Genomic DNA, 23,658 nt, shown 5'->3' with positions numbered 1-23,658 from the left:
ACTGGGTTAATTCATTTCCGCGCCAGACCAAAGTCAATCTGACGTTTTTCAAGATCTGTACTCTTCACATGCACTTTTATCTCATCACCAAGCTGAAACTGTTTGCCGCTTTTACGGCCAACCAGTGCATGTCGGTCGGCATTGTACACATAATAATCACCTTTCAGATCACTTATGCGAACCATGCCTTCGCAGAATATATCATTTAATGTCACAAAAACGCCTCTTTCCATCACACCACTAATCACACCGTCAAATACCTGCCCTTGGCGGGAACTCAGAAATTCAACCTGCTTCAGTTTGATGGAATCACGTTCGGCATCTACAGCTAAACGTTCTCTCTCGCTGCAATGTTCACCGTCTTTTTTCAGTTGCTTATGAGTGTACACTTTGGCTCCGGCATTGTAGCCTTTCAGCAACCGGTGCACCAACACATCCGGATAGCGCCTAATGGGACTGGTGAAATGCGCGTAATGTTTAAAGCCAAGCCCAAAGTGACCGATGTTATCCGGTGAGTACTCAGCTTTGGCCATTGCACGCAACGTCAGCCCATTAACGATATACTCAAGACTTGTATTTTCCACTTTCTTAAGCAGGTTGTTAATTTTTTTAGGGCTGATATTATCATCGGCCTCAAAATTAATCCCAATGGGTTTCACCTGCTCGGCAACACCTTGTAATTTTTCGATATCGGGCTTGTCGTGCACCCGGTAAAAGAAAGGAAATAAATCCTTGGATCGTTTCTTGCCCGATTGCTTACGAAGGTTTTCAACATGCGATGCCACTGTCTTATTGGCCATCAACATACATTCTTCAATCAAACGGTGCGCAAAAATTCTCTTTTTAACTACTACTTTTAATGGAGTTCCTTCATCATCCAGCACAAACTTTGGTTCTGGATTATCAAAATCGATGGCACCCTCTTTGAATCGCTTGGTCAATAAAACCTTGGCCAGTTCGGCAGCAAGATTTACTTCGTCTGCCAGCTTGTGGTCTTTTCCGTCCACGATGGCCTGGGCTTCTTCGTAGGTAAAACGCTGCTTGGAGTGTATGGCGGTTTCCTCAATGGAATAATCAACCAGCTTGCCGGTAGGCGAAATTTCCATAAAACAACTGTAGGTAAGCTTGTCCTCGTTAGGACGCAAGCTACACACTCCATTACTCAATACTTCGGGAAGCATAGGGATTACCCGGTCTACCAAATATACGCTGGTACCGCGGTTGTAAGCCTCTTCATCCAGTGCCGATTTTGGCGTTAAATAATGGGTTACATCGGCGATGTGCACACCCAGATAGTAATTGCCATTATCCAGGCGTTCAATACTCAGGGCATCGTCAAAATCTTTAGCATCCTCAGGGTCAATAGTGAAAATATTCTCTGACCGAAGATCACGGCGGCGCTGACATTCTTCTTCAGGTATTTCCAGCGGAATTTGATCCGCGTACTCTTCCACTTCTTTAGGGAATTCCGCAACCATATCGTTTTCTGCCAAAATGGACAGAATGTTGGCGTCATTGGAACCGGATTTTCCTAATATTGATGTAATTCTGGCTTCGGGCAGCGCTTTGGGATGCACCCAGTTTTCAAGCTTAAAAACTACCTTATCGCCATCTGTAGCTCCATTCACAAAATCAGGCAGCACAAAAAAGTTGGTGTGGGCTGATTTTGAATCGGTCTCAATGATATAATTCTCTTTGCTCACTTTACGGAGCGTTCCTACATAAAAATCTTTACCACGCTCAATCATTTCAAGCACTTTACCTTTGGGCTGGCCTCCGCGTTTGGCGGAACCGGTAATTTTCACCCGTACCCGATCGCCTTTCAAGGCTGTTTCCATGTCTCTGGAGGTAACTTTAACATCGTCTTCCAGGCTGTCGGTAATTACATAGCCGGTACCACGGGCTGATACATCCATCCGGCCTTCAATAATATCTGAAGATGAACGGTTGTTGTTGTTTTGTTTCTTATCACCTAAAAGTACATAATTGTCTTTTCGGCTTATCACATTTTTATTGGCAAGCCGGTTCAATGACTTGTCAAGGCGTTTAATTTCTTTGTTACTTTCTAAACGGAGCACACTTATTATCTGCTCCCTGGTAAGTTTATCGTCTGGGCTATTAGCCAGCAGATCTGTAATTAGATCTTCAAACTTACTTAATCTGTCTTTTCTACTCATGTATATATTTTAAATTATAAATCTGTTACGAAGGGGCATCTCCCCTGTTATTATTTTCAGTGAGTGCTTCATCCTCTTCCTGATCCCGAATACCAAACAGGCGCTTTAATGGAGAAATCAATCGGTTAAAAAATTCAGTCCACGTATTAAAGCTTACCTTGGCTTCCACACCTACGCCATTAATTTCCTGGGATTGTTGTGACTGCTCAGTGCTGGCAAGAGTTCCAAAGGTAAGGTCTTGCCGGTGAAAGGCCGTAACGGCAAAAGTTCGGTTTATCTGATAAGTTGCTCCAAGATCGCCAATATTAGATTGCCTTCCGGTAATTTGGCCTTCTCTTCTAAAAATTAATTTATCGTTGTAAAGCCTGAGGGCCACCCCAAGATCCACCTGGTTGTAAGTATTCAGGTTAAAGTCCACATCTAAACTACTTAAATCGCTGTTCAATAACGAATTTACCTGATTTGATAACAATGGGTTAATCAACTGGCTTGAAATCAAAGGATTTAACACCGCCGCACTGCCTGATATATTCTCAGTTAAATAATTAGATTGTGTGGTTCCGGCCGATGAAACGGGTATAAAATCCCCCATCAGCATGAAATTAGCTGCTTGCAAAAGCTTCAGATCTTCGTCCCGGTTGATGGTCGCAATTTGGGTAGCAAGGGTTGAACTTTGCTGCGTTTCAATAGTATTGGGCAACCTGAAGAAGAAATCATTCTCAATGCTTGAGATGGTTCCGTTGATATTGAGTACCAAATCGACTGGAACTCGTTGTGCATTAGCCGGATCACGGTTGGCAGAACTTAGGGTGTTGATATCCGGACGGGCACTATAAATGGCGTTTACATCAAGTCGCGCATTGGCGGGATCGCCTTCCCAGGTAATGGAACCACCCGATTCTAGCTCGAAACGCCGCGTAAAAATATCTCCACTTACAAACTGGTACCGCCCGCCGTCTATGTTGAAGCGACCAAACATCGAGACCTCCTCGTCCTCCAGCAGAATACGCATGCGACCGGTACCCTGGGCGGTTACGATATCTCCTGTTACAGGATCAAAAATAAGACGTACCGTCATCGGGTTATCGGCCACAAACTGCAGATCCAGCGTAAAACGCTCTGCAAAGGTTAAATCCTGCTGCTCCACATTTCCGGATGTATTTGGGCCATTAAATTTCCAAGAACTTGCCGATTGTGTATTAGCCCCGCCATCAAAAGAATCAACAAAGCGGATGAAGCGATTGTCTTCGTTGAATTCTGTTTCTTCAAGCAGTGGAATAGAGATTTCGGAGAAATCGGTGATCTCCATTGGTGTTTCTGTGCGCAGCACCGGGTCAAAATTGGTACCGCTGATGGTAACCGTACCCGAACCATATGCCTCCCCAAAGAAAGCTACGGTTGGATCAAAGCTACTGTTTAAGAACTGGAACTCGTTCATTTCCAGGCTAATATCCAGGCTGTCAACAGGACCAAAATCATTGAGGTTATAATAACCGCTTAATATGCCGGTACCTCCGGAAGGGTCCAGCAGGTAAATATCATCAAAAACAAAACCTTCGCTGCGGCTAAAACTAATGGGTCCCTGAGCATAATAGTGTGTTTCCAGGAACTGGGGTTTCAGATAAGCAGCCGACTCGGTACCTACCATAAAATCGGATTCGAATCCATAGGTATCAAGGTTACCCCAAAATAAACCGGATCCATCGGCACGGCCAGAGCTTTCGTCAAACACTTTGGGGCCTATGAGAGGCAAAATCCAAAGATCAATATTGTGAAAGTCGGCTTTAAAACGATATAGCGAATCTGCCTCAGGAAATTCTCCATCCTGCGGGGCCATCACGTATCCCCGGATGTCGAAATTTTGTCCCTTACGGTCAGTATTCTCAAAATATTCGGGGTATTTGGCCGAATCGGTTTTGATACTCACATGCGTATCAAACCGGTTTAGTTCCTGATTTAACTGGCTTGAAATATTTACGTCGCCGGCCAGGTTTCCATTCAAGGTTAATTCTTCGATATCAATATTACCCTGAATGGTTGGGACGGAAGTAAGTGTCCGGGTCGTAAAAATGCCATTCATCACACCGGCAAACTCAATGCGCCCGCCAATGATATCTGAGATATTTGTGAGGTCCACATTTCGAACGGTATAGTTTACCGAGTCGGCCAAATCCTCACTGTAGGTTCCCTCAATGTCTATCTCCTGACTTCCACTTTGGAATACAAACTGATCAAGGCGGACTTTTTCCCCGCGAGTGTAAGTAATTACTGGAACTTCCTGGTTACGCCATAGCAAAGTGCTGCTACCCAGCACAAACTCGGGTATTTTTATTATCAGGGAGTCTGCATATAAACCGCCTTCGCCTTCCATTCTGAAGGTAATATCTTCATTAAGTCCCAATATTGTATTTCGGAAGGCCAGAGAATCCCGGTCCAGCTCACCTTCAAATTCAAAGCTTCTGCCGTTTATATTTTCAGTTTCTATGGATGTACCACTGGCCTGCAGCTGGAATCCGGAAAATTCTTTCAACGGAGTGTCATACCGAAAACTGCCGGTGAATTGCAGGTTTAAGGAATCTGCTTTGGTTTGATTATAGATGGTTTCAATATCCGAAAAACTGCCGCTTAACAGTAAACGATCCGAGCTGACATTGATGCTGGACTGGAGCCGGGCCGAAGATTGGATAGCAGGAAAATTAAGTAGATAGGCACGTAAAATATCCGGATTTTTTATTCGTGCATTCAGGCTCACCTCCTGATTCGGAATCTGAAGTGAGCCGGTATTGAATGCATCTTCAGGAGCATTCAGGGTAAATTCGCTAGCTATACGGTAGTCAAAAAACTTTCGCCAGTGTCCTACAAGTTGCTGGAGATTCCCAACACGAAATGACCCTTCGGCCGTGGCATCCAGGGCGGTTGAAGTAAATCGAATAATACGTTCATTTGAATTGGGATCGTTGAAATCTACATAGAGTTGGTGACGGGGCAAGGTATCATTTTCAGTCACTGCAAAGGGCACATCAATACTGAATTGGCCGTAAAAATCATCAAACGAATTCCCCTTCAAATTCAACTCATACTCAAGATCAGCTACAACATTTCTGAAACCTTGGTTGGGAAATACTTGCTGTATTTCAACTTGCCCGGCATTTCCGGATAAGTTGTATTCGGGTATCTCCGTTCTCAGGTTAATGGAGCCTGCACTTTCTATGGATGAACCATTTAATCGCATACGCAGGTCCGGTTCAAAATAACCATCTCTCCAATTTACCAATACTGATAGCTGATCAATATGGTAATTGTCAATATTTCCTTCACGCAACTGTAAAGCAAGGCCTCCGTTGCTATTCAGTAGATCATAACTAGAACTACGGATGTCCCCTTCTAATGTAAGATTCGAAGATGCGATATTTTGATTCAGCAAACCACCGATATCAACGGAATCGGTTTCAAAGTGCACAGTAAATGCCCTTTCTCGCTGAAGGCCAAAGGTTCCGTCAATATTTACATTGCCCCGGTTACTAATAAGGTTCAGTTTGGTTGATACCGAATCAATATTCCCGCTAAACGTGCCTTCCAGCCTGCCTGAGCGAAGAGCCTGCGCCTGTGTTTCATTAACCTGTACTCCCATCTTTCTCAAATCCTCTGCCATTACCATAAGGGCTTCCAGTTCGGCACCGTATTGTAGATTTGCAGGCTGAGTCAAATTATCAAGATGCCCGTTCAGGTTAAAAAAGCTATCCCCCATAAATATTTCCAGCGAACTTACCACCAGTGAGTCAATCCTTCCATTGCCTTCAGCAGTCCCGCGTATGTTATCATTCAGGCGAGGAAGCTGTTCCTGAATGTATACGAACTCGTCCGGATTTAGCATAAAATCATCCAATACGAATTCCAGCTGTGCATTTAAAAATTGTTGCTGCAAATTTCCACGAATTAAATTCACGTTAGTCGCTTCTCCGCTAAAACGTGCAAACGACTCGCCCAGCCTCATATTCATGGCATTCATTTCTAAAAACTGATTATCGTTATAAATCTGGCCGTATAGAGAAAAAGTGGAAGCAGTTAACTGTGGCACCTGAAAATCCAACCGGTCAATATCCAGGAAGCGTTGTTCACTGGAGTATTCAAAAAACATATCCAGGTTTAAATCCTGCACCAGCAGGCTATTTGTTTGTTGCTCCAGGTAGCGGCGGACCTCAGGCTGTATATTGCGAAACACCATTTGTCCGCCACTGATATTAACTGAAGGAATCAAAATCCCGAGTTCCGGAAATACCGTACCAGTGGTGTCCCGATTTTGCCTTCGCTGCAAGGCCTGAGTGATAGAAGCACCTTCTTTTCCATTAAAAACAGCTTTTGGTGCCGTAATTTCCAGTGAGTTAACGCGCAACTGATCTCTGAGCATGAACCACGGATCGATACCGATTTCAGCACCCGAGGTCTGGAATACCGGCTTGAAGGAAGAAGAATCAGGATAAATCTTTACATCCTTCAACTCAATTTGAACCGGAAGTAAGCCATCCAGTTTCCCTATACTTAAAACGCCTTGTCGCGACTCATTAAAGCGCTCTTCAATTTCTGTAGCAATCCTGTCTTTTACCGGCTGCAACTGCAAAATACCAAAACTGGTTACCGCAATAACAGCTATAGCAAGTACCAGAACCCCAATAAAGGTCCACAGGTATCTCCAGGTTTTATATATCCAGCGCAGGTAGGCCACTATCTAAAAACGTTTAACATATTTTGCCATGATTGTTCAACCAGTTCCGTGTCATTCACTTCATGAATATAAGGAGTGCCCATTTTCTCTAGTAAAATCAGCCGTATTTGATTGTCCTTAACCTTCTTATCCTTCCTCATGATTTCGGTCAACTCGGCGGGCGATGATGTTATCTCATCCAAAGACAATTCATACAACGGTTTAAACTTCAATAAATTGGTTGGGTTGATGGAAGCCCCTAAAGCATTCGAGGCTTCTACCGCAGCAATCATTCCCGCAAAAACAGCTTCACCGTGAGAATAGCGCTGATAGCCGCCCTCTCTTTCTATCACATGTGCATACGTATGTCCAAAATTAAGGAAGGCTCTCTTGCCTGATTCCAATACATCTTCAGCTACAATATCGGTCTTGGTCTGGGCACTTTTTCGTATGAGTGGCAACCAAGCCTCTGCTTCTGTGAAACGATTGCTTTCTAATAACAAAGCAATGTCGTCAAGCATTTCAGGATGACGGATCATCCCGTATTTAAGCACTTCACTTAAGCCATTTACCCATTCTTTCCTGGAAAGGGTTGACAAAAAAGTACCGTCAGCAAATACGGCTCGGGGCTGATAGAAACTGCCAACCAGGTTCTTTCCTACTTGGTGGTTAATGCCTGTTTTGCCGCCAATAGAACTATCCACCATAGCCAGCAAGGTGGTTGGCACATGAATTAGCGGCAACCCACGCAGTACCGTAGCGGCCACAAAACCAGACAAGTCTCCCGTCACGCCTCCGCCAATAGCAATAAGTGGAGTAGAACGTTCCACTCCCTTTTCAAGCACAAAGTCCACCGCTTGCTTATACACTTCAAAACTTTTGGCCTTTTCGCCACGTGGCACCTCAAATACGTGCAACCTCTTAAAATGTGAAGACAGCGCCGGCTCAAAATAATGCCGGTGATGTTCCAGCACAAAGGCATCCACCATCACAATAGCCGAACGGCTTGGAAACTGCTCAACAAACTTCTCCAGTTCAGGCATCAGCTGCAGGCCTGTGTGGATGTTGTATTTATCTTGGGTAGATGTTTGTACAGGTATCAATTCAGACATGCCGGTTAATTTTGTCAATCGTAGCTTCGGCCATTTCTTCCACCGAGCTAAAAGCGGTGGTATCAATGCATAATGGCGCCTGTTTATAAAATTTTTCTCGGTCGGAATATAAGGCTTTCAGCTCTGCAAAAAGAGCCTCTTTAGTTTTTCTTTTGCCGTTTTCATCGAATAAGATGGGACGCTCATTACTGTTTAATACTCTCTCCACAATTTGTTCCATCGGAGTATCCAAAAATATCAATATTCCTTCGGCTTTGAGCTTTTCAATTATCCCCTGATCTTGTGATGCGCCACCACCCAGAGATAATACCCCTTCGAAATCTTTAGCCAGCTCCAACAGGTATTCCCGTTCTTTTTGGCGAAAATAGGGTTCTCCCTCTTTATCAAAGATTTCTCGAATTTCTTTTCCCTCCCTTTCCTCAATTACATCATCAAGATCCAGGAACGGACACTCCAGCTTTTGAGCCAGCACTTTCCCCAGCGTACTTTTGCCAGAGGCCATAAAGCCGCTTAGAAAAATGGTTTTCTCGGGGTGATGTTGTTTTACTTCAGAGTTCATACGCCAGGCTTTTTGGGGCTTACCATTTCTACATCTTCTTTATCCACCACTACGGCGCCGGGGGGCGACCCCTTGGGCTTGCGCACGTATTTCTTTTTGGTGATGATGACCGGGGCCAGTCCGGCACCCCGTGCCTTGGAATTGAAAGCCGCATAAGAAGCAGCCTCCAGCAACATTTCCTTTGGAGGCATACCCTTGTCATTTCCCATCCGGATCACCAGGTGTGAACCGGGTACCCCGCGGGCGTGCATCCATACATCTTCTTTATGAGCACGTTGCACCAACTCATCATTGCTTTTGGCACTTTTGCCAATCCAAACGGGATAACCTTGCACTTCCAGCGTATGAAAGGGGAGTTTCTCTTCATCACTTTGGCTCTGCTGAGTACGGAAGGGTTCCAGTTCTTTATCGTGTTCTTTTTCCCAATCTTTGAAATCCCACAGGTTTTTGATTTCCTCTGCCTGCGACAACAGCTTCTCGGCCTGCTCTTTCTCGGCTTCCATCTCCGGTATCCGGTTCATGGCTTCCTCGTACGACCGCTCCGCACCTTTGGATTTCTTGTAATATCGCTGGGCGTTTTCGGCTATATCCAAATCCTGCTCCAGCGGTATAGTTACCTTCTCGCCTTCATTGTACAAGTCATCTACTTCAATCTCTTCCGCATTAATATCCCCCAAATGGGCATTAGCCATCAGGATGTGCCCCCACTGCTCATACTTTTCAGCGCGATCCAGACTTTTATCAGCCTGGTATAAATTCTTCAGCCCGGAATTCAGCCGTTTTACTCTCCGTTTCAGGCTTTTCACCAACGAGGATTTCCGCTGCTTTAACCGCTGGTTGTGAGCATAACTTTTATAGCGGTCCAGGATCAGGTCATTCACGCTGTCATATTCCCGCTCTGTTTCAATGGGAAGCAGCTCTTTGGACAGCAAGGTAGTTTCGCCGGTTTCCAGCAAGCGATACACTGGACGCTCTTTCATTTCCCGAACCATTTTTTCCACAAAGGCTTCGACCTCATCCACGGAAGCGTCATCCAGGTTATGGATCTCGATCAAATCTTCCAGGTTTTGGCGGGGTAGCATCAGGTTAAAGGCCGTAAGTTGATTTTTGGTGCTCTTTTTACTCACATCCCCGCTGGGGTCAAAAAGCTCTAATTCTTTGGGTTCCGGTACTTCTTCACCCGGTTCATCATATTCCTTGAACACTTCCTGTATGATGCCGTCTTTACTAAGAAAGGCATTGGCGCGGTTACTGAACAGGCGAAAATGAAGTTTCATCCCGTTAGCAAAATGAAGAAACAGCCAGCGATCGGTTTCGGGGATGGTAACATCGGTGATCTCAACCCCGTAGATGGCTTCAAAAAAATTGATGGTGTTTCTTTTTTTAGCTCCCCGAAAGGTATCCAGATATAAGGCTATGTTGCCGGGGGCCGAGCTGAATTCAAGTCGGTGTTTGTCGTGCTCAGTAACTACGAAACATTCCAGAAAATTTTTATGCGGGCTCACTGCCTGCTCAATTTTACCGCCAGTTAATTTGTTTTTAAGCTCTCGCTTTAGATATATTAATTCGTAAAAATTCATTTAATTCTGCTCAGAGAGGAAGATAACGTTTTCATGCACTATCCAATATTCAATTCTATTGTTAATACTGTAGAAACACAATTGGGAAAAAGAAAGGTTAAAACTACAAAATTCAGAACATGGGAAGATAATAAGATTCATGCCACGGGTTTGGAACTGCTTATTGACCTGCAAAATAATTCTGAATTCATGGATTCGTTGTCAATTAATTTTGATTGGGATAGTTTTCGGGAGACTTCAATGGCCAAAGAGCTGGACGGAATGAAAAATCATCCCTTCTTAAAAATTGAAGCGCTTACCAAATCTTCCGTAACGCCAACTATTGATGTGGAAATGAGCTGGTTATTTGATATTGAACAATGCCAGCCGGAAATACCTGGCCAAACCGGCAACTACCGCATTGAAAAAGCCAGCCAATGGATGGAAGCTATCAGTAACCAGGTAAACGAATTATTGGCAGAAGACGATATCATCACCCGCTGGCACATTGAAATTGACGGTGATAAAAACGGACGCTACCTCTCGGCCATCAACCTCATTTCTTATTTTCAATACAACCTGTCGGAGCCTCGCAGCCTCAACGAAGTGCAACAGCTGGTAAGCCGCCGCCTCCATGAGTTACTACGCAAGGCTAATAAAGTGATTTCCGTATCCAATAGCATTCTGGAAGAATCAATAGCCGCCTGACAAATTTTGAGTTTTAAGGTGTGAGTGTTTAGTAGTCTCCAAAAAAAACTAACACCTCACACCTAAAACCTCAAAGTAGGCCTATTTCCTTGCTACACCGCTATCCTTAGCCGCCTTCTTAACAGCTTTTGCCACCCTATTAGCCACTTGTTTATTAAATACACTGGGTACAATGTACTCTTCTCCCAGGTCTTCTTCATCAATCTGTTCAGCAATAGCTTTAGCAGCAGCCAGTTTCATTTCTTCGTTGATATCGCTGGCCCGAGCATCCAGAGCACCACGAAATATTCCCGGAAATGCCAGCACATTATTGATCTGGTTGGGATAATCACTGCGCCCGGTCGCAATAATGCGGGCAATGGATTCTATTTTCTCTGGTCTGATTTCCGGATCAGGATTGGCCAGAGCGAATACGATAGGATCTTTCGCCATCTTTTCTACAGCTTCCACCGGGATCACGTCTGCTCCGCTAACTCCAATCAATAAATCGGAATCCGTACAAGCTTCCTGCAAAGAACCATCTTCGTTATCAGGATTGGTGTTCTCAGCCAGCCACTGTTTACTGTCGTTTAGCCCTTCCCGGTTCTCGCTAATAATACCGGTGCTATCGCAGCAGAGTATATTTTGGGCGCCGGCGTCATTCAATATCTTGATGATAGCTACACCAGCAGCCCCGGCCCCTACCACTACAATGCGTAGATCTTCCAGCTTCTTCTTCACCAGTTTGAGGGAATTGATAGTAGCAGCCATCACAACTACCGCCGTGCCGTGTTGATCGTCATGAAATACCGGAATATCCAGTTTTTCCTTCAGGCGGTTTTCAATTTCAAAACACCGTGGTGCACTGATATCCTCCAGGTTAATCCCACCAAAACCGGGCGACATCCACTCTACGGCTTTCACAATTTCATCCACATCCTGCGTATCCAGGCAAATGGGATAGGCATCTACATCGCCGAATTCTTTAAATAACATGGCTTTCCCTTCCATCACGGGCATAGCAGCTTCAGGACCAATATTACCGAGTCCCAACACGGCAGAACCGTCACTTACCACAGCCACTGAGTTTTGTTTGATAGTGAGCGTATGTGCCTTTTCTTTGTCTTTGGCAATGGCCTGGCATACACGTCCTACCCCCGGGGTGTAAGCCATAGAGAGCGCATCGCGGGTATCAACCGGCATTTTATTTTCTATTTTGATCTTACCGCCCAAATGCATCAAAAATACCCGGTCTGATACATTTCGGACTTTTATACCCTCAATTTTTTTGATCTCATTCGCGATTTCGCTGGCATGGTTTTCATCCCTTGCGCTTACGGTCAAATCCCGCACTTTGTAATCGCCCTCTACTTTTACTACATCCACGGCACCGGGATCGCCTTCTTTATCAGCGATGGTATTTAGTACCTTGGCCAGCATACCAGGCTTGTTTTTAATGTACAAACGCATAGTAAAACTGTAACTCACACTAGTCTTAATATCACTCATAGCTTACTTTTTTATAAAGTTCTTGAATAAATTATTCCACAACAACCGACTTTCACAGATCGATTTGATCTTAATTTCAGAGCTTACAAAGTTATTGATAATCCAGATGAATATTGGCGGCTTTTACTTACTACAACAAGTTCAATTCCTTCTTCTATCAACACTTACTTCGGAAACACCCAATAATCGATCCCATTTTTCTTTCGTTGCTTCAAATCCCTGACCTCGGGTCCGTCATTCTGGTAAATAACCCTTTTCAGGTCAGAAATGAGCGGTTTCGTTTCAAACACGTACGAATGATCCAGCCACTTGGGAGGATTAATATTGGAAGCATCGATGCTGTCAATGCCATTTTCAACGAAAACCGATTTCCCGCCATCACCCAGCCGCGGTCGTTTCACACGCAACCATTCCGAAAAGGCCAGCGCCTTATCCCGGTCAGAAGCATACAAAGTTCTGCGTTGCCCAACCTGCTGAAAATAGGGCATGATATTTCTTTTAAACACTTCCTGATCCACATCGGGGGCAGCCATAATTAACTGATAGATTTTGTGGAGTTCATCCCTGAAATCACCATCTTGCTGCAGACTACTGATGCTGGATGTCAAGATCCGGTTCCCCATGCTGTGTGCCACCAGGTGGATCTCTTCTACCCCTGTTTTAGTGACGATGCCTTTCAGAAAAGTCTCAAAATCCAGTACCGAAGCATCGGCATATTCAATATCCGAACCATAAAAATGTGGCTTGGCCGCCGAGGGCCAGCTGAAGAAACCTCCCACCCCTTTGAAATTAACATCATAACAAATCTGAGCAGTTCGCCAGGCACAAGCCGCAAAACTGTTGTTGTATCCATGGATAAAAATCAGCGCTGATTTATCACTCTTGGATAACCGGTGTTTTAACAATTCGTAGAAGCGGTCCTCATTAGTCTCCAGCATGTCTGAAATGAGAATGTGCTTTTTCTTCTTCGCCTTTCGTTTTATGAATAGAAATTTAAAGGGACGCTCCATTTTTCCCACCTCATGTCCCGGTGGTATATTTATTTTGAGCCATCCCGTTTCCAATGCACCCAGTGTTGATCCGAAGAATTTATAGTAATCCTTGTTTCCGGTTTTAGCACGATTAGTTCCATAAAAAACAAACACCTCACCACCCGGATCTTTTTTGGAATCTGTTTCGTTCACGGGTGCTTTTCTAAAGAATTCTTCCTCTCTTTCGCTTAATTCAAAGGAGGGCTTGGGTTTTCTTGAAAGCCGATAAGCTTTAAACTGCGGAATTTTTTTTGCCTGTCGCTCGATTTTTTCTTCAGTAATTACCTTAGGTACCGATTCATGAAAATCAAAGTCAGCATCATCCATGTCTTCATAATCTGAATCTGATTCAAAAAATGATTCTTCTGGAGCCGGGGTTACCGAGCTATCAATTTGATCCAGGAAGTCAATACCAAAATGAAGTCGATCAACCTGGCTGGTAGTCAATAGCAAAAACCCTGGTCCGTGATCGAGTGCAATGATTCCTTCTTCTAAATTCCCTTGAGTAGATTCCTCAGACCAGGAAATATCTATAACGACTCCTTCTTTCCCGATGCCGGAGGCTTCTGAAACCTGCCCGGTTTTTTCTATTTGGTTTTCAGCATTCAGTCCAACTACAATCGTATTGGCAGGCAACTTCTTCTGACATATAAATTGTATGGATTCTGCTATTTGCTCGATTTCACTCGTTTCAACATCTGAAAAGGCTCGACTTACGGCAATTAATTGTTCTGTATCGGACGAATTCTTGGAAAGGTTTAGTTGATTCAGGAAAAAACGAAAGCTGGTGCCGTTTCGATCCCAATTAATCCATTTGGTGTTCTCTAACCGAACAGCTAAAAAATAGAAAGGCAGATCTTGTGTATAATAATGTACCATATAACCCCGCAATTTATTTGTTTACGGAGTATAGTTAATTCTTTTTATTTGTGCACCTGGCAGAGTCTGTTGGCATTCTCTACCCTCTTCTTTTTAATATTATTTGATAAAAAGTTCCTAAAATGAAAAAGGCTCCGAATGGAGCCTTTAAAAAATTTATTTCTTTTTCTTGTGTCTGTTTTTTCTCAGACGCTTTTTACGCTTGTGCTTAGCTATTTTAGAGCGCTTTCTTTTTTTACCACTTGGCATAAATACTCACCTACCTGTGTTTAATATATTACTGTTGTTCGAACGGCTTTGAAAATAAGAAGAAATGCATGGTTTTCTAAATCAATTTTCAACCATGTTTGATTTATTCACCTCTTCCTTAAAATCTTTTGAGATTTTCAAAACCGGAACATATTGTTCAGGGACTATAACCTCTTCATTTGTTTTGGGATTACGCGCTACACGCTGCGCTCTTTTCACAACTTTAAAACTTCCAAAACCTCGCAATTCGATATGGTCTCCGCGTTTCATGGCATCTATAACAGTTTCCATAAAACCGTTAACAACCGCCTCGGTTTCTACTTTAGTTAACCCTACAGATGAAGAGATGATATCTACTATGTCTGCCTTAGTCATATTCTAAACGATTGATTATTATTTTATATACGCTTTTTTAAAATACTACTAAGAAAACAAAGCTACATCCAAATCGTTCATTTAGACTAATGAAATTTTAACCTTAGTTAATAGGAAAAACTTATAGAGATCTTAAGTTTTAATTTTCAGTTGACTCTTCCCCCTTCACAATTAACCTGCATGTTCTAAGCCAGAACATGCAAAGTTTATATGTATTCTCTCCTTTAACTACCAAACCAATAGCTCAATTTAACCAGAAACACATTGGTTGGTTTGGCATTGAATATGCCATCGAAGTCACGTCCCAGATCAAAATTACCGCGACTAATTGAGCCACTACGCTGTTGTTGCCACACCAGGTACAAAGTAGACCCCGGCATATATTCCCACCGGAAAACCGCATTGCCTTGTATCGACCGGAAGTTGAAATCCGGGTCGTCAAAAGTAAATGCAGGAGCTTGTCCGTTTCCATCGGGATCAACGGTATATTCTTCATCCTCATCCGAACGACTTATACTTCCTTTGTCTTTGCCATATACATCAAAATTGTAGGTACCGGGCTCATTAAACTCCTTAAAGTTGGTATAACTTCCACTGGCTATAAATGGGCGTACGTACGTTTGCAGGCTCATGGTGGGTGAAAATGTCCAGTTCAAACGAATACTGGTAACCAGGGTATGCTGTTTGATATCTGCAAATACATATCGCTGTCCATAAGGGTTATCAGCCAAGTCGTCATCTTCTGTGGTAACGTATTGATCAATATCTTTTTGATAGACAAACTCGGGAGAAACGGTAATTTGAATATTACTGGAGGGCAAAAAAGTAATACCTGCCCAAATATCATTATCAAATTCCCCGGCAGCATCTCTACGCTGGTAGGTTCCAATATTAAATGAAATCAGCTTATTCGGGTTACTATTGATGTTGGTGTTAAAATTAATGTGTTTGGCTTGCTCCATGATAGGACCCCCACGTGTAATACGGTCTGATACACGATACCCGTTATAATTGGAATTATAATTGAAGGTCCACAGGTTCTTGAAGCGTACAAAGGCTCCAATATTGTACCAGTTGCTGATCATATCCCCGTCATAATTCCATGCCGTTCCTTTAAAGAACCAATGCTCAAAATACTGTAGTCGTTTTGGATCGGTTTCACGATAGACCAATCCAGCATTTACAGAACGGTAGTCTGCCCTGTTTTGAAATCCTATATCGTTGGTTTCATAACCGGGGCTAACTTCAGAGTATGTCAATGAGGTAAGCCAGTGGTCATCTCCACCCTGTTTTTGTATGCTTATTTCAGTAGCAAAACCAGACAGATTGGTTAGCGTGGAATCAATTGATAATCCTTTTGAGTCGACACGATTATAATATCTAACAGACGATTCCTGAGCTCTTTCAATCGCTTTACGGCTGCCATTTATAGTACTATATGAGACAGTACCGCTAGCTACCCAGTTTCTGTTCAGAAAATTATGCTCAAAATCCACACCGCCCAGGTAAGCCGAAGACCGCAAATAGTCTTCCAAATATCCGCCATTCAGGCTTCGATGTACTGCACTTCCAAATCCACCCAGATAGGTGTTTCCATCATTAAAGTCTTTTTTGGTACGGGCTACCATATAATTGGATGCCGGTTCTACCCTTAAGGTCCCTTCTTCACCGCTTTCAACCCGGTAATTTAATTTTTCATCCAGCGTATATGCATCTAAGAAACCGATAGACCAGCCATCCTGGGTTTTGCCGCTTACCTTAGCCGCTGCTGCAATAGTGGTAAATCCGGGATCATCTTCATACTCGGTATCAATATCGGCATCACCAGGGCTGCCTTGTGGCGCGCGCCCTATCCGGCGGGAGTAAAAGGTGATAGGATTGCCAAACCGACTGAACGTCCGCGTATTTCCAAATTGAAAAATATCATTACCCTCTAAAAAGAAAGGACGTTTTTCAGAAAAGTAATTCTCGTTGGCCGTCAGGTTAATCACGGCAGGGTCAGCTTCTACTTGTCCAAAATCCGGGTTGATCGTAGCCGTTAGGGTAAGGTTTGATGTCAGCCCGTACTTAATATCCCCTCCAACTCGAGAAGAAGTTGCATTCCGGCTTATATAAGGACTTTCAGTTTCTGAATTTGGAACACGGGTAAGTTCTGCAGAAACATAGGGAATGACTTCCAAACGGCGGGGTTCATCCAGGTCTTGAATTCCTTCCAGACGTCCAAATCTTGACACCATCCCGTTATCGTTTTGTGATACTGGGGCCCAAAATGAGGTTTCCCCATTTCTCGAAATCTCTCTGGCAAAGTTGACTCCCCAAACCTGCTTTGCCTCCCGCGAACTAAATCTCAGTTGTGAAAGGGGAATTTTTAATTCTGCAACCCACCCATATTCTTTGATATTGGCCTTTCCTTCCCATACCGCATCCCATGAAAGGTCTTCTTCGGTATCATCGTACATCAAAATATCACGCTGTACCCCCCTTGGATTGATCCCAAAAGTAAAAGCAGTACGCCGGTCATTATAACTGTCAAAACTTACAAATACCCAGTCGCTGGTTTCTCCTCCATCACGCCGAAATAGTGGAGCCTTGATAGAGTCAGGAGCAGAATCATAGGCTGTGATTCCCACATAAATGTAGGCATCAGTATAAAGTAATTGTACCTGTGTTTTTTGGGTGGAAGGTGCTCCGTCAACAGGTCGGTTTTGGGTAAATTGAGTGGCTATCGCTGCCCTCTTCCATACCACTTCTGAAAGCCAGCCGTCCAGCCGTATACTTTCTTCTTGGGCTAAACGCTCAGCCTGCATCAATGGATTTTCTACAGTACCAAGGTTGGTTTTCTGAGTTTCCACATTGATGGAATCGCCTTTCTTTTGGTATGAGTTTTGGGCGAAAAGGTCAGCATTCGCCCAAAGGAATGCTATGGCCAGGATAGTAAACAGGTATTTCATAATTACACTCGTTTTAGGTGGAGTCCTATCCCTGTAATCCTCTAAATATCTTTGAGTTACAGCTCCGGTTAATATTTCAACCGTACACGTAATGAAGCAATAAAAGTTACCTATTTATCCTTATTTCGGATATAAATATCGCCGTGCAATGTCTTGAAAAGAAACTCTGGTCCGCCACCGTTTACTTTACCAATCACCCATTTATTAATAGCTACCCGATATTGACCATCGTTATCATCTTCGTTAGAACGCGTGTTGCTATGTTCTATATCCATATCAAAGTTAGAATACACATCGCCCCACTCCGTTTTCATCTTGGCCGTAAAACGAGCATTTCCGGGAAAGGCAACTTCAATATCCCCGTTTACTCCTGTGAAAGACATAGGTGCATCCGGTTTCACATCAATAAACTCGATATCCATATCGCCATTCACACTATTGATTAATACGGTACCACTCACTTCCATCAGTTCGATGTCGCCATTCACGGCACTTATTTCCAATTCTCCTTGCAAACCATTTACTAAGACATCCCCCTGTACGGTGCTTAATTTCAAGGAAAAATTGCGTGGCACAAACACCACCATTTCCAAATCTCCTTGCGAAATAGGGCCGGTTTCAATGCGTACTTCGTTATCGTCTTCAGTGACTTCCATTCCGAATCCGCCTCCGGAAATTCGGCGCATGCCGTTTCTTACCGCTTCATTATCATGATCTTCTATATCGCCGTCATAGTTGATAATAACATTGTCACGGTTGTGCGTTCTGATTTCTATCTCATCAGAGAACATAGCGTTTATGATCAGCTTGCCGGGCTGACCGGGATTGGTTAGCGGAACTTCGATATCGCCTTGAGCCAGTACAGGTAATGTGATTAAGTTGGCAAGTACTGCAAATAGTATTGAGGGTATTAATGCTTTCATGGTCATATTCTTTTAGGATTTACTTTGTTTAATGTATGCGTTACCGTTTAACAGGCGGATACGCATCTCGGGACCACCTTCTCCAAACTGTATAGGAGCCGAGGTTCCGATATTAAATGAATTCATCCCATCCTTTATCTTTGTTGTCCGATTCGGTTTGTATGATATGTTTTCGTAATCGGTATATAAGTCACCGTGTAAACTTTTAAAGGTTACAAGGGCTGATAAACTTTTTGGGCCAGTCACTTCTATATTTCCATTAACAGTATGCAGGTCCGTATTCTCGCTGGGTTGTTTATCAAAATCCACGCTAATATCTCCATTTACCGTCTTTGCCGTAACCGCACCGCGTATATCTTCAATCACAATATTTCCGTTTACATTACCAGCCTCAATACCGCTGCGCATACCTTTTACCTTTAACTCGCCCCCGTTTATAGTAGATATATCAGCCATTAAATGCCGGGGCACCTTTACTTTCAGCGTAAATTCGAATTCAAGATGATAGTCATCCCAGTCGTCCTTACGATTTGAACGATAATGCAATTCATCTCCCTTTACTTCCACCTTGGCCCATGGCTGGCGCACAAACACAAACAGGCTGTAATCTCCACTCAGGCGATCCATATAAAAATCTTCGGGGCCGTATTTATCAAAAAACCGAGCCTTACCTGATATCCGCTTGGTGCCTGTTATCAGAATATCATCGCCGTCATATCCTACAGTTTCAATTTCCCCATTGATGTTTTGGAGGTGAAATACCGTTCGTGCATCAAACTCCCCTGCCGGGATACGCATATCAATGTCTTCTTCAAAATGGCGTTTATCACTCAAGTTTTGGGCAACAACCGGCATCACCCCAAACATAAGTAATAAGGTGGCGGAGATTAATCCTTTCAGGTTTACAAATTGTCTTAGGTTCATTGGCTTCTTCATCATATTCCTCACATTAGCATGGCGATGCTGGTTTGTAATTTCTGTTGCACGGTGTAATCGAGCTCACGCTCTTGAAGCAATCTTTGAAATTCCGGCGCCGAGTTTTTCAGTTCCAGTTCAAGCATGGCATCGGCCAGTTCCACGATTACAATGGGTGATTGCTGCTTGGCTATAGATTGCACCAGCCCCTGTCTCACCCGCTCGTTATCTCCCCATCGCTTCAGAGCCTCAATGGTTTGCACACGGACGTTTACACTTGGGTCGTTATTCAGGGTAAAAAGCAGAGCGTGAATAGCTTCGGTATCAGCGCCCGGGAGTTCAGTGCTTATGTTTACTGCTTTAAGGCGGTCGGCCGCTGAGGCACCTTCAAGCATATTGACCATCATCATTTCCTTCATCTGCTGCATCTCGCGGCTTAACTGTTCTATTTCACTGTCAGAGCTTCCAAACTGTGCACCGGCAAATCCGCCGATCATCAATAATACGGCTGCGTAAGCCAGTCTTGGCATCGTCAAAAGTGCAAAAATTGATCTTGGTATCTCCAGTAAGCGGTTGGTCCAGGATGCTCTTACTTGTTGCTTCTCTTCTTCTAACATCTCATAAAAGCGGATGCTTTGCTGCTCGCTGGGTTTGGGAATGGGAATAGCGCCCAGATCTTCATGCAATGTTTCCAGCTCCCGGAATTCCACAAAGTCAATTTCACCGGAAGCTATCAATTCTTCTACCCTGACTTTTTGCTCCTTGTCGAGGTTTCCTGCCAGGTAATCGGCAATAAGTTGTTCATAATTTTTATCCATAGCTGCAATCCTTGTCGATTTGGTTCACCAAATTCTTGAGTTCTTTCATGGCCCTAAACATTTTTACTTTCACTGCTCCCTCAGTAGTATCATACAGTTCGGCGATTTCCTTGTATTTCAGTCCTTCGTATCTGCTCAAGATGATGATTTCTCTTTTCTCTTCCTCGAGCAGGTCCAACGCTTTCTCCAGGATTTCTTTTTTATCCGCTTTGTTTCGCACCAGTAGCTCTTGCCCATTGTCTTCAGCTTCCAACCGGTTTTCGTCAATTTCCAGCGTTACGCCATTTCGCTGCTCTTTCCGGTAATGATCGATGTGTGCATTACGTGCAATGCTAAACAGCCAGGTACTAAACTTGCCATCGCCACTGTAGGTTTGCCGGTATTTCAGCAAGCGTTCAAATACAGATTGAACCAGGTCTTCGCTTACTTCCTGCTCTTTGCTCATCCGGTAAAAATAACCGAATAGCGGACGGTGATAGCGCTCAAACAGCAATCCCAGCTTATCCAGGTCGCCATTTTTAACCTTCATCATTAGTGCCTTATCCGAATTTGAATTCACGCTGTAATCCCGGGCTTTATGTTTTCACCCTTATACACTGATGCCCATTCAAAAGGTTACACACTTTTTTTGGGTGATGTAGAAAAGACTTGTTAGCCCTTTGAATTATCGGGGCCAGTTTCACCAAACGGAGCATGTCAACATTTCGGAGTTGTAAGCAAGTCACAGACTTGCAAAGTTTTCACATCATGCCATGTCAGCCAATCATCTGCTTGTACTTTTTAAGTCTCAGACTTAAAAGACCCATTGAGAATATTTTACCGTTGGCTTTACCCGTTTATTCCACATCACACTCCGCCAAAGAGTTTCCCCGCTTGGGCGGGGATTAAGGGGTGGGTAAATGGTGCCAAGTGGTAGCAGGCCTGTTCATTGACAAAATCATGTCAACATTTCGGGGTTGTAAGCAAGTCACAGACTTGCAAAGTTTTCACATCATGCCATGTCAACCAATCATTTGCTTGTACTTTTAAGTCTCAGACTTAAAAGATCCATTGAGAATATTTTATCGTTGGCTTTACCCGTTTATTCCACATCACACTCCGCCAAAGAGTTTCCCCGCTTGGGCGGGGATTAAGGGGTGGGTAAATGGTGCCAAGTGGTAGCAGGCCTGTTCATTGACAAAATCATGTCAATATTTCGAGATGGAAGGCAAGTCACAGACTTGCAGAGTTTTCACATCATGCCATGTCAACCAATCATTTGCTTGTACTTTTAAGTCTCAGACTTAAAAGATCCATTGGAGGTACAAGTGTTTTTGTAGTCCAAACTCAGCAAAAAAAACCAAACCCTGCCCAGCGTTAAATTGTTATCATCTTGAACTTGCGCTGTGAATTAGCAGCCTGTTTTATTTATATTCACAACCGTCATTAAGAGCGTATTAATCGTAATAAAACATCATTCAGGAATACTATGAACGCATTAGACTCCTCTGTAGAAAAGAACATTAACGAGTGGCTGAACGGCAATTATGACGAAGAAACCAAACAAGCCATCCAACAAAAACTGGATGATGAAAAATACGACGAGCTCACGGATGCTTTCTACAAAAATCTGGAATTTGGTACCGGTGGATTGCGCGGTATAATGGGGATTGGCTCTAACCGTGTAAACAAATATACCTTCGGGATGGCAACGCAGGGACTCAGCAACTTCCTGAAAAAGCAATACCCCGATGAAGACATTAAAGTGGTGATAGCCCACGATTGCCGCAATAACTCCGACACGCTGGCGAACGTGGTTGCAGATGTGTTTTCAGCAAACGGCATCAAGGTGTTCTTTTTTGATGCACTGCGTCCCACCCCCGAGCTTTCTTTTGCCATTCGCGAACTGGGCTGCAAAAGCGGGGTGATGCTGACTGCCTCCCACAACCCAAAAGAATACAACGGCTATAAAGCCTATGGCGCCGATGGTGGACAACTGGTGGCCCCTTACGACAAAATGGTGATGGATGAAGTCCAGAAGATTTCTGATGTATCCGAAGTGAAGTTTGATCGAAATGATGACTTGGTGGAAACCATCGGGGAAGAAATTGATGAGCGGTACCTGGAGGAATTGAAGAAACTGTCCGTCTCGGAAGAAGCCATCAAGCGGCAAAAAGATTTGAAGATTGTCTTCTCTCCCATCCACGGAACCTCGCGGGAGCTGGTGCCTGAAATTCTGAAGCGATACGGGTTTGAAAATGTAACCGTAGTGGAAGAGCAGATGACGCCCGACGGCGACTTCCCTACCGTGGTATATCCCAATCCCGAGGAAAAAGAGGCCCTGAACATGGCCCTGGATAAAGCCAAGGAAATAGATGCTGATCTCGTTATGGCCACCGACCCCGATGCCGATCGCGTAGGCATCGCTGTTAAAAACCTGGATGGTGAATTTGTATTGCTGAATGGAAATCAAACGGGCTCCTTGATCATCAACTACATGCTGACTGCCTGGGAGAAGGAAGACAAATTGACAGGCAACGAGTATATCGTAAAAACCATTGTTACTTCTTACCTGATCGACCGCATTGCCGATGAAAAGGGCGTTGAGTGCTTCAACACGCTAACGGGTTTTAAATACATCGGCGAACTAATGACCGAACTGGAAGGCAAGAAACAGTTTATTGCCGGCGGTGAAGAAAGTTATGGCTACCTGATTGGCGAACACGTTCGCGACAAAGATGCTGTGGTATCCTGTGCCATCATCGCCGAAATGACCGCTTATTATAAAGATATAGGCAGCAGCTTGTACGAGGCCATGCTGGATATGTATGTTGAATATGGATTATTCCGGGAAAACCTGGTATCTGTGAAAAAAGAAGGGAAAGCCGGGGCAGAAGAAATCCAACAAATGATGGCCAACTTCCGCGCCGAACCTCCTAAAAAACTGGGTGGCTCACAAGTGGTAACCATCAAAGATTATCAATCCGCCAAAGAAAAAAATATTGCCACCGGGGAAATCACCGATATTGATTTACCCAAGTCTAATGTGCTGCAGTTTATCACTGAAGACGGAGCTATTGTATCTGCCCGTCCATCCGGGACCGAACCCAAAATCAAATTCTATTGCAGTGTGAATACCAATCTAATGAGTCCTGAAGACTACCCACAGGTTGTTGCCACCATGGATAAGCGCATTGAGACCATGATTGAAAGCTTGCAGAACTGAGTCTGAA

Annotated in this window: 15 protein-coding genes; 2 read left to right on the top strand and 13 right to left on the bottom strand. The window is 43.9% G+C overall.

The window, feature by feature from the left end; genetic code table 11:
- Nucleotides 1-11: 11 nt before the first annotated feature.
- From rnr to FN815_RS06250, 5 genes are read right to left on the bottom strand one after another with little or no spacing between them, the layout of a single operon-like run.
- Nucleotides 12-2,177, bottom strand: coding sequence for a ribonuclease R (rnr, locus tag FN815_RS06270; protein ID WP_142453771.1), 2,166 nt, complete (start codon nucleotides 2,175-2,177; stop codon nucleotides 12-14).
- A 25-nt stretch (nucleotides 2,178-2,202) separates the two neighbouring features.
- The gene (locus FN815_RS06265; protein WP_142453770.1) at nucleotides 2,203-6,900 is read right to left on the bottom strand and encodes a translocation/assembly module TamB domain-containing protein; all 4,698 of its coding nucleotides are present in this window, start codon (nucleotides 6,898-6,900) and stop codon (nucleotides 2,203-2,205) included.
- Entirely contained in the window at nucleotides 6,900-7,991 is a 1,092-nt protein-coding gene (aroB, locus tag FN815_RS06260) for a 3-dehydroquinate synthase (protein WP_142453769.1), read from the bottom strand. Before aroB ends, FN815_RS06265 begins: the two co-directional genes overlap by 1 nt.
- A complete protein-coding gene (locus FN815_RS06255) occupies nucleotides 7,984-8,550 on the bottom strand; it encodes a shikimate kinase (RefSeq protein WP_142453768.1) in 567 nt (188 codons plus the stop codon). Before FN815_RS06255 ends, aroB begins: the two co-directional genes overlap by 8 nt.
- Entirely contained in the window at nucleotides 8,547-10,130 is a 1,584-nt protein-coding gene (locus tag FN815_RS06250) for an NFACT RNA binding domain-containing protein (protein WP_142453767.1), read from the bottom strand. The genes FN815_RS06255 and FN815_RS06250 overlap by 4 nt, the downstream gene beginning before the upstream one ends.
- Before the next feature lie 33 nt (nucleotides 10,131-10,163).
- On the opposite strand from FN815_RS06250, the gene FN815_RS06245 reads away from it, so the two are divergent.
- Entirely contained in the window at nucleotides 10,164-10,817 is a 654-nt protein-coding gene (locus FN815_RS06245) for a hypothetical protein (protein ID WP_142453766.1), read from the top strand.
- An 81-nt stretch (nucleotides 10,818-10,898) separates the two neighbouring features.
- Here the strand turns inward: FN815_RS06245 and FN815_RS06240 are convergent, their stop codons facing one another.
- From FN815_RS06240 to FN815_RS06205, 8 genes are all read right to left on the bottom strand, one after another.
- Nucleotides 10,899-12,305 carry an NAD-dependent malic enzyme gene (locus FN815_RS06240; protein ID WP_142453765.1) on the bottom strand — a complete coding sequence of 469 codons (1,407 nt, stop codon included), beginning with the start codon at nucleotides 12,303-12,305 and terminating at the stop codon, nucleotides 10,899-10,901.
- A gap of 164 nt (nucleotides 12,306-12,469) precedes the next feature.
- On the bottom strand, nucleotides 12,470-14,215 hold the full coding sequence (locus FN815_RS06235) for an alpha/beta hydrolase (RefSeq protein WP_142453764.1): 1,746 nt from the start codon (nucleotides 14,213-14,215) through the stop codon (nucleotides 12,470-12,472).
- Between the two features lie 330 nt (nucleotides 14,216-14,545).
- Nucleotides 14,546-14,839 carry an HU family DNA-binding protein gene (locus FN815_RS06230; RefSeq protein WP_142453763.1) on the bottom strand — a complete coding sequence of 98 codons (294 nt, stop codon included), beginning with the start codon at nucleotides 14,837-14,839 and terminating at the stop codon, nucleotides 14,546-14,548.
- Nucleotides 14,840-15,063: 224 nt separating this feature from the next.
- Nucleotides 15,064-17,790, bottom strand: coding sequence for a DUF5916 domain-containing protein (locus FN815_RS06225; protein ID WP_142453762.1), 2,727 nt, complete (start codon nucleotides 17,788-17,790; stop codon nucleotides 15,064-15,066).
- 110 nt (nucleotides 17,791-17,900) lie between these two features.
- The gene (locus tag FN815_RS06220; RefSeq protein ID WP_142453761.1) at nucleotides 17,901-18,713 is read right to left on the bottom strand and encodes a DUF4097 family beta strand repeat-containing protein; all 813 of its coding nucleotides are present in this window, start codon (nucleotides 18,711-18,713) and stop codon (nucleotides 17,901-17,903) included.
- A 12-nt stretch (nucleotides 18,714-18,725) separates the two neighbouring features.
- A complete protein-coding gene (locus tag FN815_RS06215; protein ID WP_142453760.1) occupies nucleotides 18,726-19,637 on the bottom strand; it encodes a DUF4097 family beta strand repeat-containing protein in 912 nt (303 codons plus the stop codon).
- 20 nt (nucleotides 19,638-19,657) lie between these two features.
- Nucleotides 19,658-20,446, bottom strand: coding sequence for a hypothetical protein (locus FN815_RS06210; RefSeq protein ID WP_142453759.1), 789 nt, complete (start codon nucleotides 20,444-20,446; stop codon nucleotides 19,658-19,660).
- Nucleotides 20,439-20,978: an RNA polymerase sigma factor gene (locus FN815_RS06205; RefSeq protein ID WP_246075171.1), complete on the bottom strand. Its 540-nt coding sequence runs from the start codon at nucleotides 20,976-20,978 to the stop codon at nucleotides 20,439-20,441. The genes FN815_RS06210 and FN815_RS06205 overlap by 8 nt, the downstream gene beginning before the upstream one ends.
- Before the next feature lie 936 nt (nucleotides 20,979-21,914).
- Between FN815_RS06205 and FN815_RS06200 the strand changes: the two genes are divergently transcribed.
- The gene (locus FN815_RS06200; protein WP_142453757.1) at nucleotides 21,915-23,651 is read left to right on the top strand and encodes a phospho-sugar mutase; all 1,737 of its coding nucleotides are present in this window, start codon (nucleotides 21,915-21,917) and stop codon (nucleotides 23,649-23,651) included.
- Nucleotides 23,652-23,658 lie beyond the last annotated feature (7 nt).

Origin of the sequence: Gracilimonas mengyeensis (assembly GCF_900182705.1) — a bacterium.
Lineage (GTDB): Bacteria > Bacteroidota > Rhodothermia > Balneolales > Balneolaceae > Gracilimonas > Gracilimonas mengyeensis.
This window is presented reverse-complemented; position numbering and strand designations above follow the sequence as displayed.

What these genes read in the sequence shown, in the direction of transcription:
- rnr (WP_142453771.1), bottom strand. Translation starts at nt 2,177, where the DNA reads ATGAGTAGAAAAGACAGATTAAGTAAGTTTGAAGATCTAATTACAGAT.
- aroB (WP_142453769.1), bottom strand. Translation starts at nt 7,991, where the DNA reads ATGTCTGAATTGATACCTGTACAAACATCTACCCAAGATAAATACAAC.
- FN815_RS06255 (WP_142453768.1), bottom strand. Translation starts at nt 8,550, where the DNA reads ATGAACTCTGAAGTAAAACAACATCACCCCGAGAAAACCATTTTTCTA.
- FN815_RS06250 (WP_142453767.1), bottom strand. Translation starts at nt 10,130, where the DNA reads ATGAATTTTTACGAATTAATATATCTAAAGCGAGAGCTTAAAAACAAA.
- FN815_RS06245 (WP_142453766.1), top strand. Translation starts at nt 10,164, where the DNA reads ATGCACTATCCAATATTCAATTCTATTGTTAATACTGTAGAAACACAA.
- FN815_RS06240 (WP_142453765.1), bottom strand. Translation starts at nt 12,305, where the DNA reads ATGAGTGATATTAAGACTAGTGTGAGTTACAGTTTTACTATGCGTTTG.
- FN815_RS06235 (WP_142453764.1), bottom strand. Translation starts at nt 14,215, where the DNA reads ATGGTACATTATTATACACAAGATCTGCCTTTCTATTTTTTAGCTGTT.
- FN815_RS06230 (WP_142453763.1), bottom strand. Translation starts at nt 14,839, where the DNA reads ATGACTAAGGCAGACATAGTAGATATCATCTCTTCATCTGTAGGGTTA.
- FN815_RS06225 (WP_142453762.1), bottom strand. Translation starts at nt 17,790, where the DNA reads ATGAAATACCTGTTTACTATCCTGGCCATAGCATTCCTTTGGGCGAAT.
- FN815_RS06220 (WP_142453761.1), bottom strand. Translation starts at nt 18,713, where the DNA reads ATGAAAGCATTAATACCCTCAATACTATTTGCAGTACTTGCCAACTTA.
- FN815_RS06215 (WP_142453760.1), bottom strand. Translation starts at nt 19,637, where the DNA reads ATGAACCTAAGACAATTTGTAAACCTGAAAGGATTAATCTCCGCCACC.
- FN815_RS06210 (WP_142453759.1), bottom strand. Translation starts at nt 20,446, where the DNA reads ATGGATAAAAATTATGAACAACTTATTGCCGATTACCTGGCAGGAAAC.
- FN815_RS06205 (WP_246075171.1), bottom strand. Translation starts at nt 20,978, where the DNA reads ATGATGAAGGTTAAAAATGGCGACCTGGATAAGCTGGGATTGCTGTTT.
- FN815_RS06200 (WP_142453757.1), top strand. Translation starts at nt 21,915, where the DNA reads ATGAACGCATTAGACTCCTCTGTAGAAAAGAACATTAACGAGTGGCTG.